Origin of the sequence: Sphingopyxis sp. P1IMeth2, from assembly GCF_900185685.1 — a bacterium.
Taxonomy (GTDB): domain Bacteria; phylum Pseudomonadota; class Alphaproteobacteria; order Sphingomonadales; family Sphingomonadaceae; genus Sphingopyxis; species Sphingopyxis terrae_A.
This window is the reverse complement of record NZ_FYAT01000001.1, coordinates 66,972-80,151: the sequence shown is the minus strand read 5'-3', so window position 1 is coordinate 80,151 and position 13,180 is coordinate 66,972. Positions and strand designations below refer to the sequence as shown.

Sequence of the window (13,180 nt, the reverse complement as noted above, 5' to 3'; positions counted from 1 at the left end):
GAGGGGAGGAGAGCCGGTCATCGTTCGCCCGTCAGCGTGTTCCCGACCCGACCTTGGCGCGCGCGGCCAGCATGCGGTCCGAAATCGCCGGGTTCCAGTGGACATCGCGATACTGGACATGTCCGTATACATAAGCTCCCATCGGATCCATCGCCCAGCTGCGACGCAGCATTTCGGTGGTGCGCACGACGGTCGGCACGGTCGTCGAGGCGATCTCGCCGGCCATCGCCTGTGCCGTGTCGAGCAATTTTCCTTCGGGCGCGATCTCGTCGATCAGGCCGATGCGCAGCGCTTCCTGCGCGTCGATGCGGCGCCCCGTCAGCACGAGCAGTTTCGCCTGGCTCTGACCGACGATGCGCTGCAGCGGATCGACGAAGGGGGTCAGGCCGAAGCGGATCTGCGGAAAGCCGAATTTGGCGTTGGGGCTGGAAATGCGGATGTCGCAGAAAACCGCGATGTCGCAACCGCCGCCGAAGGTCGGTCCCGCGACCGCCGCGATCGTCGGCTTGGGGTATTCGAGCAGTTCGAGATAGCCATAATAAGTGGCGTCATACCAGCGCAGCCGCTCTTCCTCGCTCTTCCAGTTCATCGTATCGAGATCGAGTCCGGCGGAGAAATATTCCTCGGTTCCCGTGATGACGACCGCCGCGACGCTGTCGTCACGCCGCCATTGTTGAAGCGTTTCGACAAGATCCTCGAACAATTCGGTGCTGAGCGCATTCTTCTTGTCGGGGCGGTCGAGGAAGATGGTGGCGACCCCGCCTTTCACCTCGCTGCGCATCGTACCGTGCTTTGCCATATTCTTCACTCCTGGATTTCGGGATTTCGGATCAGAGATTTCGGGCGATGAGCAGTTTCATCACTTCGCTCGCGCCGCCGTAGATGCGGTGGATGCGGCTATCGCGGAACATGCGCGCGATCGGATATTCGAGCATATAGCCATAGCCGCCGAAGAGCTGGAGGCAGCCGTCCACGATCTTCGTCAGCTCCTCTGACGCCCAATATTTGGCCATCGAGGCGAGTTCGGCGGTGAGTTCGCCGCGCACGTGCAGGTCGGTGCAATGATCTACGAAGACCCGGCAAACGACCGCCTGCGTCTTATATTCGGCGAGCTTGAACTGGGTGTTCTGGAAATCGGCGAGCGTCTGGCCGAACATCGGTCGTTCGCGTGTGTAGCGGATCGTCTCGTCGAGCGCGCGCTCGATCATAGCCATTGCCTGCCAAGCGATAATCAGCCGCTCCTGCGGCAGCTTTTCCATGAGCTGCGGCAGCCCGCGCCCCTCGGCGCCGCCGAGCAGGGCGTCGTCGGGCACGAACAGATCGTCGAAGAAGAGTTCGGACGTATCCTGCCCCTCCTGACCTACCTTGTCTAGGTTGCGTCCGCGCCGGAACCCCTCAGGCTCACTGCGCACATCGACAATGAACAGCGAGATCGACCGGCTGCCGCCCGCAGGGTCGGTCTTGGCCGCAACAAGGATGACGTCGGCGATCTGACCGTTCGAGATGAAGGTCTTCTGACCGCTTAACCGCCAGCCCCCATCGCATTTGCGCGCGGTCATCTTCATGCCCTGCAGGTCCGACCCTGCCGCCGGTTCGGTCATCGCGATCGCGGTCAGGCATTCGCCCGAACAGAATTTGGGTAGCCAGCGGTGCTTCTGAGCTTCGGTCCCGAAGCTCGAAAAATAGGGGAGGATCACCGCATTGTGCAGGCTGATTGTCAGCGCGTCGGCGCCGCGATGTCCTATCGCCTTGGTGATGATCGCCTCGAACCGGAAATCGGCACCCGCGCCGCCATAGGCTTCGTCGACCGAAATGCCGAGCAGGCCGGCCTCGGCTGCGGCGGTCCATGTTGCGCGGTCGACGCATTTGCCGGCGCGCCAGCGGTCGATCGCCTCGGGCGCGGTGTGCGCCGCGAGAAAACCGTCGACCGAGCGCGCGAACTGCTCGCACTCCTCGGATGCAAAAATGTCGGAGGCGATGACGTCGAGGGTCATGGCTTTCCGGCGCGTTCGATAGCGACGCTGTTACCGGCCTTGAGCCGGTCGAAGCCGCGCGCGATGCGCTCGCGGAAAATGCCGCGCTGGAGCAGGTCATGGGTTACGGTCAGCTCATATTGCAGCGCGCCGAGATGATCCATGTTCGACGCGCGCAGCGCGACCCCCTTGAAGATCTTTGCCAGTTCGGGGCCCATCTCGGCGATTTGCTTGGCGAGCGTCAGCGACCGCGACCGAAGTTCACCAACCGGCGTGACTTCGCTGACGAGGCCGATCCGCAGCGCTTCGTGCGCGTCGATCGGGTCGCCGGTGTAATAGAGGCGGCGGGCATGCTGTTTGCCGACGCGCGCCATAATGCCGTGATAAAAGCCGTTCATCGCATATTTGACCTGCGTCGATCCGAAGAGGGCATTTTCGGACGCAACGGTGATGTCGCACATATTGGCGACGTCCATACCGTAGCCGGGCGCGACGCCGGCGACGGCCGCGACCGACGGTTTGCCGAAGTCGTAAATCGCTTTCATCAGCGCGAGCGCGAGATCGTTGAAACGGCGGCGATCGTCGTCGCTCGCCGTGTTCAGGATGTCGACGCGCCAGCCGGCACAGAAATATTCCTCATTGCCGATAAACAGCACGCACGACACCGCGTCATCCTCTTCCCAAGCGCGCAGCGCGGCGATGATGTCCTCGTGCAACTCCCAGCCGAGCGCGTTGCGTACCTCGGGATGATTGAGTTGGAGGATGCCGACGCCGTCCTGGACGCTGGTATTCAGATAACGGAAGTCGGCCATCGATTATCCCTTTTATTACCTACTAGTCGGTAACATTGTCATAAGCGCGTCGAAACGGGCTGTCAACTCGCGGTTTGAATGGCCGCGAGGTGCACGGGAATGCAGATTTTTGGATCAGCTCAGGGCTTGCCGATGCCGTCGAGAATCATGGCGACGAACTGGTTGGAGACCGTGCGGGGCTCGATCAGCAGCGCCGCAGATTGCCAGTGCGTCATCCAGTTGACCATGCCGAAGATGCCGAACGAAATGATGCGCGCGTCGTCGAAGGCTAGCGATCCGTCCTTGCGTCCGACTTCGAGCCGATCGAGCAGGTCGCGGTTCAGCATCCGCTTGTAGTTGCGCGATTTGGCCTTGCCGGCGTCGCTCATCACGCGTTCGTCGGCGACGATCATCGACAGGACATTATCCTGCAACAGATCGACATAGCATTCGATGAAGATGCGGACGCGTTCGCGGCCGGGGAGGCGGATATCGTCTCGATCGGCTATTTTCTGCTGAAACAGAATATAGCCGCGTGCGATGCATTCGAGCAGGATCTCCTCCTTGCTCGCGAAATGATAATAAAGGCTCGGCTTGGTGATCGACAGACCCGCGGCGATATCGTCGAGGCTCGTGCGATCATAGCCCCGCTCGCGGAACATGGTGGAGGCGACCCCCATGATCACTTCCTTGTTGACGCTGCCGCGCTTGCGCCCCGGCCTCGCGGTCGCAGTCGAACCCGGTCGTTTCTGGGTGGGCGTCGACGCCGCCCCTGTCTTCTTGGATGCTTCCGCCATTGCTTTCCCATTTGCCGGACGCCCGCTCGCTGCGGCTATCCTGCCTGCCCCTGCGCGTGAGGCATAGGTCGTTCACGACCCGCTGGTCAATAGGTGTCGCCTTCATTGCCGATTTGACAATGATTGCAATCAATATTACCGACCGGACGGTAACAAAGATCTGAACGCTCTTTCCTGATCGGAACCTAGCGTTACAGATGGTCATCGGGAGGGAAATTATGGCGCTTTCAAAGATGCATAGTTCGTCGTCGGTCGGGGCCCTGCTGCTCGCGTTGCTCGCGAATCAGGCAGCGGCGCAAGAGGCTGCGCCTGCTGGCGATGAGGAAGCGGTCGGTACCAACGAAATCATCGTGACCGCGCAAAAGCGCAGCGAGAACATCAACAGTGTGCCGCTGTCGATCACGGCGGTGTCGGGCGACGATCTGCAGGCGCAGGGCGTAACCGACGTCGCGGGACTGGTGAAAGTGACCCCGGGCTTCAACGCGATCAACAGCGGCTTTGGCACACCGGTCTATTTTCTGCGCGGGATCGGCTTCTTCGACAGCAGCCTTGCCGCAAAGCCGACGGTCACGGTCTATACAGACGAAGTGCCCATTCCCTATTCGGTGATGACGGCGGGCGCCTCCTTCGATCTCGAGCGGGTCGAAGTGCTCAAGGGGCCGCAGGGCACCCTTTTCGGATCGAACGCAACCGGCGGCGCGATCAACTATATTTCGGCCAAGCCAACCTGGACGCCGGAGGCGGGGCTGGCGCTGTCCTATGGACGCTTCAATAGGTTCAGCGTCGAAGGCTATGCGAGCGGACCGCTGTCTGACACGCTGGCAGCCCGAATTTCGTTGCGCCATGAAGGTGGCGGTGACTGGCAGAAAAGCTACACGCGCGATGCCAGCCTCGGCCAGCGTGCGTTCACGCAGGGGCGCGTCCAGCTTGCTTTCCGGCCCGTCGACACGGTGCGTCTCAACCTGATGGTCAACGCCTACCAGGATCATGGCGATACGCAGGCGCCGCAGTTTACTGCGCCCTTCCAGCAATCCGCCGGCTTCTTCGATCCGCGCCTGCCGACCTATCCGGTCGCTCCCGAGGACAATCGCGCGGCTGATTGGGGCACCAGCTTCCCGCTGAAGAAGGACAATTGGCAGGTGCAGGCCGCGCTGCGCGGCGAGATCGACGTCAGCGACGACATCACGCTCACCTCGATCTCGGCCTATACGCGCTTCAAGGAAGCCTATGGTCAGGAATCGGACGGCACCACGTTGCGGCTTACCGACGTCTTCCTCGAAGGCGACATCAAGTCCTTCAGTCAGGAATTGCGGCTTGCCGGTTCGTTGATGGGTGACGGTTCATGGATCGTCGGCGGCAATTATGAATGGGGCAAGACGCACGAGCTGCTCACCCAGCGGCTCAACGACCAATCGTCGGCGCATGTGTTCGATCGCTTCGGCTTCCCGTCGATCGAGCTGGTGCCGCAGCTCGGCGACACAAAATATCGCAGCATCGCGGCCTTCGCCGATGTGAGCGTGCCGATCGCCGACACGCTGACCCTGATCGGCGGCGTGCGCTACACCGATACCAAGGTCGATTTTTCGGGCTGCACGCTCAATGCCGGCAACGGCACCTATGCGCGCGGCTTCGAGCTGATCTTCGGCCTTCCGTCGGGAACGATCCCGCTCGGCGGCTGCGTGACGTTCGACGACGCGGGGCGTCCGGGCAAATTTGCGGGCAGCCTGCCGGAAGACAATCTGTCCTGGCGCGGCGTGTTGCAATGGAAGCCCGCAGAGGGCCAGCTCTTCTATGCCAGCGTCAGCCGCGGCTACAAGAGCGGCTCCTTCGCTACGCTCGCGGGCAATCGCTTCTCGCAATACAAGCCGGTGCGGCAGGAGCAGGTAACGGCCTACGAGCTTGGGTTCAAATCGGCGCTGCTCGACCGCCGCGTGCAGATCAACGGCGCCCTCTTCTACTATGATTATCTCGACAAGCAGTTGAAGGGCCGCACGATCGTGCCGGTGTTCGGCCCGCTCGAGGCGCTGGTCAACGTACCAAAGTCGCGGATCAAGGGGGCGGAATTGCAGCTCGTCGTCTCACCGGTGGAGGGCCTGCGTGCCAATCTGGGCGCGACCTATATCGACAGCAAGGTCACGCGATCCTTCTCCAACTACACCGCATTCGGCGCGGTCACCGACTTCAACGGCTTCCGCTTCCCCTACACGCCAAAGTGGCAGGTCAACGCCGACTTGGAATATCGCTGGGATGTAGGCCGATCGAAGGAAGCGTTCATCGGCGCCAACTATACCTACCGCAGCTCGACCTATGGCGATTTCAAACCCGACGTTCGGCTGTTCATCGACGACTATGGCTTGCTCGACCTGCGCGCCGGAATCGGTGACGCCGACGGCGCGTGGACGGCAAGTCTCTATGCGCAGAATGTCACAAACGAATATTACTGGAATACCGCGGCGCGGCGCGGCGATGCCGTGATCCGCTTTACCGGAATGCCTGTCACCTACGGCGTTAACGTCGGCTTCAAGTTCCGGTAGTCGTCGAACGACCGCTTTCCTGATCCGATGCCCGAGAAGCGGCTTTTCCGCTTCCGGGCGGGACCATTCCAGCCAAGTCTGACCGTTTCCGAATTTCTGCCTCTGAAAGCGGGCGGGCAGCTATGGCCGGCCACCTGAGCATGTAAGTGACAGTTGCCGGAGCCGGCCTGGTCCCGGACCGGATGGAAACGGACCGGCAATGGTTCGCGGCCGCGTGCGGTAAAGCTAGGCGACGACCCCTCCGCCGGGCGGAGGGGCCGCTCCCGCGACTAGGCCGACGCACCGCCATCGATGTTCAGCGTTGTTCCGGTGATGTAGGTCGCATCTGGGCCGGCCAGAAACGACACCGCGCCGGCGATCTCCTCGACCCGGCCGTAGCGACCGAGCGGAATGGAACCGATCATCTGCTTCGCGAACTCGCCGTCAGCGGGGTTCATATCGGTGTCGATGGGGCCCGGCTGCACGGTGTTGACGAGGATATTGCGCGAGGCGAGATCCTTTGCCCAGCCGCGCGCCAGCGCCGCCACTGCCGCTTTGGTCGCGCTGTAGATCGCGGTCGCGGGGAACGCCATCTCGCCCGAGATGCTGCCGATGAGGATGATCCGCCCCCCGTCGCGCAGGTGCGGCAGCGCCGCGCGCGTGCCGACGTGCAGGCCCTTCACATTGACCCCGAATTGACGGTCATAGCTCTCGTCAGTGTCATCGGCGATGGTAGAGAATTCGGCGACGCCGGCATTGTGGACAAGGATATCGATACCGCCTAGCGCGGCCGCTGCTTGTTCGACGCCCGCCCGCTGCGGCCCGGGCTGGGAGGCATCGGCCTGAACGGCAAAGGCGGTGCCGCCCGCGCGCTCGATCGCCGCTACTGTCTCGTCGGCCGCCGCCTTGTTTCCCGAATAGGTGATCGCGACCGCCGCGCCATCGGCCGCGAGGCGCCTGGCGATCGCCGAACCGATACCGCGCGATCCGCCGGTGACGAGCGCTTTTTTGCCCAGAAGTGACATGTGAATTCTCCAATTTTGCCCGCGATCACGGCGTCGTGCGCTGCCGGCAAGGCACAAGATGGATCGCCAATTCTATAGTTCAATATTCCCGAACTATTAAAATTGCGTCGCGGGCCTATATTGCATCTATGCCCCGCTTCACCCATCCCAGGCTGGAAGACGTGCCGCTCGAGCTGGCGCTCCATGCGCTCGCCGATCCCAACCGTCTGGCCATGGTCGCGCGCCTGGCCGGCACCGAGCAGCTGAGCTGCACCAACGCAGCGCCGTGCGACTCGATTCCCAAGAGCACGCTGTCAAACCACCTCAAGTTGCTGCGGGCCGCAGGACTGATTGAGACGACGCAGGTCGGCCGCGAGATGATCAACAGGCTGCGCCGCAAAGAATTCGAGCAACGCTTTCCCGGCCTTTTGGATGCAATCCTCGCCAACCGCCCCGCCTAGCGCAAAGCAAGGCGCCGGTGATCGTCGTCGGGCGCTGTCGGACCGCTCGCTCGGGGTTGCCAGTCTCACTTGTACGTTCGCTTCATGCGCGAGACGGAAGCGACCATTCAGCGGCTGGCCAGCATCGAAATTCTCCCGTAAAGCTTGGCATGCTGATTTATGGTGAACCCTTGGTCGACAGAGCCGCTCTCGGCGCGAGGCCGGCATCTGGATTTCGCACGATCCAGCCGTGACCGTTGCGAAAGTCGAGCGGGATGAGCGAGTCGTGAAAAAAAAAGCATTCCGAGATCACCGTCCATAATCATGTCCGCGGTGAACAGATGGTCGACTGGATGTCAACGCCTTGTGGTAACTTGGAAATCTCCCGACTGCGGCCCTTCTGCATCCGCCTGCAAGCCGAACATGGCCGCATTATGCTCTGCGACCAGCACCGTGCCCCCATTTCCTGAATTAAGCTCCATCCATATCGGCCCGCGTGGGCTGGTTACGTCGGCCCTGACAGCAAGAGCCGTGCCCTACTTTCTTCTCCTGGATTGCTGTCGACTATTATTCGCCCATGTTGCGTCGGAGATGCCGCGCTCGACGCCCAAGAGATTCACGACGCTCGTCTCACTCGTTTCGCCGAGCGCTCTTTGCCGGACGAACGCCGCGAGATCCGCGCCCGGGACGGTGGTGCGTTTGCACGCGCCGTTGACGAAACTGCCATATTGCCGGAGCGCACCGAACGCGAGTGAGTGCGTCCTTCGCGGAGCTGCCGGTGCCTAGTCGGTATCAAGGCCCGCTGCACCTGCGCGGCTATCTTTCGCGCGCTGCTTGTCCTGCGATACGGGGGGTGTTATGCAGGACAAATGGCGAGTTCACACTATGGATACGTCATTTAAACAGTTGAAAATAGGACAGTTATCCTGCGATTGACAAAACCCAAAAATTGCAGGATAATTTTGCGATGGCGGTTAGATTCTTCTCCGACGAGCAAGCGCGCGCGCTCGTCAATTTGCGTCAGAAGTACGAGGTGTGGATCGAAGCCGAACGCGGGCTCGCGAAGCTCCCCTATAATCTTGCGCGCAAGGAGGTGGCAGGGCGCGCCTATCTGTACGAGCTGCTCGACCGCCGGGGCAATGCGAAGAGCCTCGGTCCCTGGTCCGACGAGCAGGCCGCGCGGCTCGACGCCTATAGATATGAGAAGGAGACGCTGAAGGCGCGCAGCGCGACAAGCCGGACTGCGCTTGGCGAGAGCGCCGCGATCGCCCGCGCGGTGCGGGTGCCAATGATCGCCAACGAGGCCGGGCCGATTTTGCGCGAGGCCGACCGGCGCGGTCTTCTCGGCGGCGCCCTGCTCGTCGTCGGCACCAATGCGGTCGCCGCCTATGCGCTCGAGGTCGGTGGCTTCATTCCCGAACTTCCGGACGAGACCGCCGATTTCGATCTTGCGTGGGCCGAGACCGATCCACAGCACAATGCGCAGGTCGTCTGGGACCTGTTGAAAGCGGTCGACCCGACCTTCACGGTCAATACCGAGCGCAGCTTTCAGGCGCGCAACGCCAAAGCCTATGAGGTGGAAATATTGGCAGCGCCCTCGCGAGCGAGAACCATGGCGCGGATCGACAGGCCGCAACCCATACCACTTCCCGAACAGGAATGGCTGCTTGAGGGACGACCCGTCGACCAGGTTCTTATCTGCCGCGACGGTAGACCCGCGCGCATTGTCGCTCCCGATCCGCGCTGGTTCGCGCTTCAGAAGCTGTGGATGTCGAGACAGGCGAAGCGCAACCCGCTGAAGCGCGGCAAGGACCGCAAACAGGGGTTGCTCCTTCTCGATGCCATCGCCGAGGCCATGCCGCATTATCCCCTCGATGACCGGTTCGAGGCTGGCCTGCCCGCAGAGCTCGCGCCCCATTATTGCGAATGGGCCGATCAACGTTCGAAGGGCGAGGCGCCGCGATGGTAGGATTGTGGCGGGCATATTCGGTCCGCGTGATCGAAACGCTTGCTTCCAGTGCGGCGTTGATGAGAAAGTGACCATGGCCGAAGCATTGAGCAGAACGATGCGCCTCGCGCATCGCGTCAGGAACCGGCGCTGGTTTGGCGACGACCTTTTCCAGCGGCGGAACGCGCCAATTGCGTTCGATGAGTTCGGCTCGCGGCATATAGGCGCGCAGCGCGAGGCGCATCGTTCCGCCAGGGGCGGGCAGCCAGTTGGCAGCCAGTGCGCCTTCGGGTCGATCGCGTTGGATCAAGATGACGATACTGCCGTCGGCTTCGCGTACCAGCCCTGGTGTCCGGTCCCCGATCGAATAGCGAGCGAGGGGATTTTCGACGAGATAATAGCGCCCGTCCGCCTGTGCATCATACATGGTCAGCGACCAGAAGGCGTCGGCCGGAACGCCGCCGGGCGGCAAGCGCCAGCGGTAGTTGTTGGCGCCGTTCAGCCGCTCGCCGCTGGCATCGAAGTTCGCATGGAAATACATCGCCTCCTGCTCGCCCAGCGCGGCGATGCCTCCGAGCGCGATCATCGCGCGCAGATGGTCGTTGGTGCCGAAATCGCCGACGCCCCGCGGCTGATAGCTCCAGCCGTTGACGACCAGGTCGCGGAACAGAAAGCCCTGCCGCAGGTCAGCGATACCCGATGGCAGATAGGCCGCCCAAGCGGCGAGGAGGGCGGGCGAGGGCGGCGGCGCTTCGGCGCCGATGCCGAGCGCCGCGAAGCGTTCGGCGCGCACCAGCTGTCCCGCGCCGCCTTTCGACCGTTTGAGCATTTCATTGACCACCGCGAGGAAATTGGCGGCATCGCTCGCTTCGCGTTCCGCGCGTACGTTGAAGCCCCGCGCCGGCGGCCGGTCGGCGGCAACAGTCGCGCTGATCTGTTGCTGCAACGCTTCCGCGGCAGGAAGGTCGTCCGGTCCATCGACGAGAATGCGCGCGAGCATCCAGGCATCGTTGGTGGTCGATTGCACAAGCCGAACGCCATCGGGCACCTTGCCATTCCAATCGGGGCTGACGACCCAGACCCGCCCGCCTTCGCCGCCCGTCGTACGCGTTTCCAGATAGGCGAAATTGTCGGTGAACGCGTCCATGAACGCGACCGAGAAATAGCGATCGCGCATCGTCGGGATCGACACGTCGACCGGCCCACCCGAAAGCTCAAGAAACAGGGAGGAATAAATGGTGTCGTTGTTGGGGGCGGTGACGTTGCGCGAGCGATAATCGGAGAGCTGCGAGCGCTGCTTGATGCGGTTGAGCGTTCCCGGGCCGCCGACGGATTCGGTTAGCGTCTGTTCCATCCGCGCAAATTCGAACAAGGGAAAGGCATAGTTGAAGGCTGCTTGCATGGCGGCATCGCCGGTTCCGGGCTGCGTCATCGCGCGAACGGCAGGCGCGAAAGCCGCGGCGGCGACCGCCAGCGTCGCGGCAAGGCGCAGCAAATGCCGCCGCGCCATCGGCTGGCGATAGGTCTGGATCGTCATCTCTCTCTCCTCAAATCGCGGCGCTGCCGGCTCAGCCGGCTCTTCTTTCGTGCCGGTTCCAAGGGTTCGCGCAGCGTCCGGCGCAGGATCTTGCCCGCTGCATTGCGCGAAATGCTGTCGACTCATCCTGCCGCAGGAGATGAACGCTTCATCGATTTTACGCGCGGCGTGCCAAAATAGCTCGCACAAGCTCACTCAAACTCCGGGCTAAAGGCGGGTATTCTTTAAGAGGCTTACCTGAAAACGATTTCATCAATGCTTTGTGAATTCCCAGTTGGGCCTGCCGCCCCAGCCAGCCGGTGCTGTGCCTCAGCCAAGGGACGGAAAACCCCAGTTTTCTCACTAAGCTGATCAAGGCCGACCCTCGCAGTTGCATCTGAAATCGGGCAGTTCGTCGGCAGCCCGGCTTGTCCGGAAGTCGCCGCGGGGCAGTTCGAGAAACATAGAGGACAACGGCCGCATCGTTGCACGGATACGCTAGTGCAGAGGCTGTCCACGTCATCACGTAACGACCACCACCTGCCTTCCCAAAAAGCCTGATGAGGGCCGGAACATTCGGCCGCGACCCGCAGCAGGGCGGCGGTTATTGGGTGATCGATGCCGTGTCGACACGCGCCATGGCGGCGAGCGCCATCATCAGGGCGAGCGCCGCAAAGGCCATCGTATAGATTGGCTCGCCAGGAAAAAGCGCTTGCATGATCGACCCCATGACTGTGGCGACCAGAAGCTGCGGGATGACGACGAATATGTTGAAGAGACCCATGTAGATGCCGAGCTTTGCCTGTGGCAGGCTCGACGCAAGGATCGCATAGGGCATGGCAAGGACCGAGGCCCAGAAGATACCGATGAAAATTTCACTGAAGATCAGCTGCGTCGGATCTCGCAGCAAAAAGAAACTCGCAAAACCGATCGCGCCGCAGGCCAGCCCCACCATGTGCGTCCGCGCCTGTCCCAGATGGCGCGACAACCACGGCAGCAGCGTCAGAGCGGCAACGGCCGCGACACCGTTATAGATCGCGAACAGCTCGCCTACCCAGTTGCCCGCCGCCTGATAAACCGCACTGGCCGCGTCGGTCGTGCCGAAATGATATTGGGCGACGATCGGCGTGGTATTGATCCACATGATGAACAGCGCAGACCAGCTGAAGAACTGTACCGCCGCGAGCCGCTTCATGAGCGGCGGCATTCCTGCAAAGTCGCCGACGATGCTTGACAGCATGTTCTTTTCATAGCCGCGGCGCGCGAGCGCGATGGCAATCATGCTGGCCAGGCCATAACCGATCAACAGCGTGCCGAGCAGCAGCACCTCGCGCAGCAGCGCAAATTCGAGCTGGATCAGGATGACTGCCAGCCCGGCGGCAATCCAGCCAACGTTGCCGATGTGGCTGCGCGACGCCAGCGCGGGCCCGGTCGGAGCATCGTCTGCATTCGCGGGTTCGAACACAGCCATCTGCGCAGGGGTATATTCGCTGGTCGAAACGACGGTCCACAACACAGCGAGGAACAGGGCCAGTCCGCCAAACCAGAAAGCATAGCGAACCGTATCGGGAATCTGCCCCGGTGGCGCGACATTGGCGACGCCTGCCGCCTCCATCAGCGCCGGGAACAACGAGCCGACGACCGCACCGGCACCGATGAAGGCGGTCTGCACCGCATAACCGATGCTGTGCTGATCCTTGCGCAGCATATCGCCGACGAACGCCCGGAAGGGCTCCATCGAAATGTTGAGCGATGCGTCGAGAACCCACAGCATCATTGCCGCAAACCAGATGGACGGGCTTTCGGGCATGAGGAACAGCGCGATCGTCGCGAGCATGGCGCCGGCAAGGAAATAGGGGCGCCGCCGACCAAGGCGGCCGAGCCAGGTACGGTCGCTCATGTGGCCGATGATCGGCTGGACGAGCAACCCGGTCAGCGGTGCCGCGACCCACAGTCCGGGCAATTTCTCGATATCCTCGCCCAACGATTGGAAAATGCGACTCATGTTCGCATTTTGCAGCGCGAAACCAATCTGGATGCCGAAAAAGCCGAAACTGACGTTCCACATGCCGGCGAAACCCTGCCGCGGCTTTTCCATCATCTCTCTCCCATGGCCGCTGACGGCTGTTGTCGGCAAGACGTGTTGCAGCGGGTGGCGTGCGGGGCAAGCGCGCGGCAACCACGTATACGAATACGTT

Annotated in this window: 9 protein-coding genes and 1 pseudogene; 3 read left to right on the top strand and 7 right to left on the bottom strand. The window is 62.1% G+C overall.

Annotated features, from left to right (window positions below):
• Positions 1–31: 31 nt before the first annotated feature.
• From P1IM2_RS00330 to P1IM2_RS00315, 4 genes are all read right to left on the bottom strand, one after another.
• Complete coding sequence (locus P1IM2_RS00330) at positions 32–799, bottom strand: enoyl-CoA hydratase/isomerase family protein (RefSeq protein WP_062900920.1); 768 nt, start codon at positions 797–799, stop codon at positions 32–34.
• A 31-nt stretch (positions 800–830) separates the two neighbouring features.
• Positions 831–1,994 carry an acyl-CoA dehydrogenase family protein gene (locus tag P1IM2_RS00325; protein ID WP_186401066.1) on the bottom strand — a complete coding sequence of 388 codons (1,164 nt, stop codon included), beginning with the start codon at positions 1,992–1,994 and terminating at the stop codon, positions 831–833.
• The gene (locus P1IM2_RS00320; RefSeq protein ID WP_186401065.1) at positions 1,991–2,785 is read right to left on the bottom strand and encodes an enoyl-CoA hydratase/isomerase family protein; all 795 of its coding nucleotides are present in this window, start codon (positions 2,783–2,785) and stop codon (positions 1,991–1,993) included. The genes P1IM2_RS00325 and P1IM2_RS00320 overlap by 4 nt, the downstream gene beginning before the upstream one ends.
• 119 nt (positions 2,786–2,904) lie before the next feature.
• Positions 2,905–3,561, bottom strand: coding sequence for a TetR/AcrR family transcriptional regulator (locus tag P1IM2_RS00315; RefSeq protein WP_186401064.1), 657 nt, complete (start codon positions 3,559–3,561; stop codon positions 2,905–2,907).
• Positions 3,562–3,779: 218 nt separating this feature from the next.
• Here P1IM2_RS00315 and P1IM2_RS00310 point away from each other — a divergent pair, with 218 nt between their 5' ends.
• Positions 3,780–6,095: a TonB-dependent receptor gene (locus P1IM2_RS00310; protein WP_186401063.1), complete on the top strand. Its 2,316-nt coding sequence runs from the start codon at positions 3,780–3,782 to the stop codon at positions 6,093–6,095.
• 269 nt (positions 6,096–6,364) lie between these two features.
• Here P1IM2_RS00310 and P1IM2_RS00305 read toward each other — a convergent pair whose 3' ends face one another.
• The gene (locus tag P1IM2_RS00305) at positions 6,365–7,099 is read right to left on the bottom strand and encodes an SDR family oxidoreductase (RefSeq protein WP_186401062.1); all 735 of its coding nucleotides are present in this window, start codon (positions 7,097–7,099) and stop codon (positions 6,365–6,367) included.
• 128 nt (positions 7,100–7,227) lie between these two features.
• Between P1IM2_RS00305 and P1IM2_RS00300 the strand changes: the two genes are divergently transcribed.
• Positions 7,228–7,539, top strand: a complete 312-nt coding sequence (locus P1IM2_RS00300; protein ID WP_062900914.1) for an ArsR/SmtB family transcription factor — start codon at positions 7,228–7,230, stop codon at positions 7,537–7,539.
• Positions 7,540–8,485: 946 nt separating this feature from the next.
• Positions 8,486–9,487 carry a GSU2403 family nucleotidyltransferase fold protein gene (locus tag P1IM2_RS18800; RefSeq protein ID WP_254535811.1) on the top strand — a complete coding sequence of 334 codons (1,002 nt, stop codon included), beginning with the start codon at positions 8,486–8,488 and terminating at the stop codon, positions 9,485–9,487.
• Positions 9,488–9,689: 202 nt separating this feature from the next.
• Here the strand turns inward: P1IM2_RS18800 and P1IM2_RS18795 are convergent.
• Both P1IM2_RS18795 and P1IM2_RS00290 read right to left on the bottom strand, forming a co-directional pair.
• Positions 9,690–10,820: pseudogene (locus tag P1IM2_RS18795) on the bottom strand (DUF1254 domain-containing protein); the annotation flags it as partial.
• 766 nt (positions 10,821–11,586) lie between these two features.
• Complete coding sequence (locus tag P1IM2_RS00290; protein WP_186401625.1) at positions 11,587–13,080, bottom strand: MFS transporter; 1,494 nt, start codon at positions 13,078–13,080, stop codon at positions 11,587–11,589.
• Positions 13,081–13,180 lie beyond the last annotated feature (100 nt).

Excerpts from the sequence above, each read along its gene's own strand:
- P1IM2_RS00300 (WP_062900914.1), top strand. The coding sequence starts at position 7,228 with ATGCCCCGCTTCACCCATCCCAGGCTGGAAGACGTGCCGCTCGAGCTG.
- P1IM2_RS00325 (WP_186401066.1), bottom strand. The coding sequence starts at position 1,994 with ATGACCCTCGACGTCATCGCCTCCGACATTTTTGCATCCGAGGAGTGC.
- P1IM2_RS00330 (WP_062900920.1), bottom strand. The coding sequence starts at position 799 with ATGGCAAAGCACGGTACGATGCGCAGCGAGGTGAAAGGCGGGGTCGCC.
- P1IM2_RS00310 (WP_186401063.1), top strand. The coding sequence starts at position 3,780 with ATGGCGCTTTCAAAGATGCATAGTTCGTCGTCGGTCGGGGCCCTGCTG.
- P1IM2_RS00305 (WP_186401062.1), bottom strand. The coding sequence starts at position 7,099 with ATGTCACTTCTGGGCAAAAAAGCGCTCGTCACCGGCGGATCGCGCGGT.
- P1IM2_RS00290 (WP_186401625.1), bottom strand. The coding sequence starts at position 13,080 with ATGGAAAAGCCGCGGCAGGGTTTCGCCGGCATGTGGAACGTCAGTTTC.
- P1IM2_RS00320 (WP_186401065.1), bottom strand. The coding sequence starts at position 2,785 with ATGGCCGACTTCCGTTATCTGAATACCAGCGTCCAGGACGGCGTCGGC.
- P1IM2_RS18800 (WP_254535811.1), top strand. The coding sequence starts at position 8,486 with ATGGCGGTTAGATTCTTCTCCGACGAGCAAGCGCGCGCGCTCGTCAAT.
- P1IM2_RS00315 (WP_186401064.1), bottom strand. The coding sequence starts at position 3,561 with ATGGCGGAAGCATCCAAGAAGACAGGGGCGGCGTCGACGCCCACCCAG.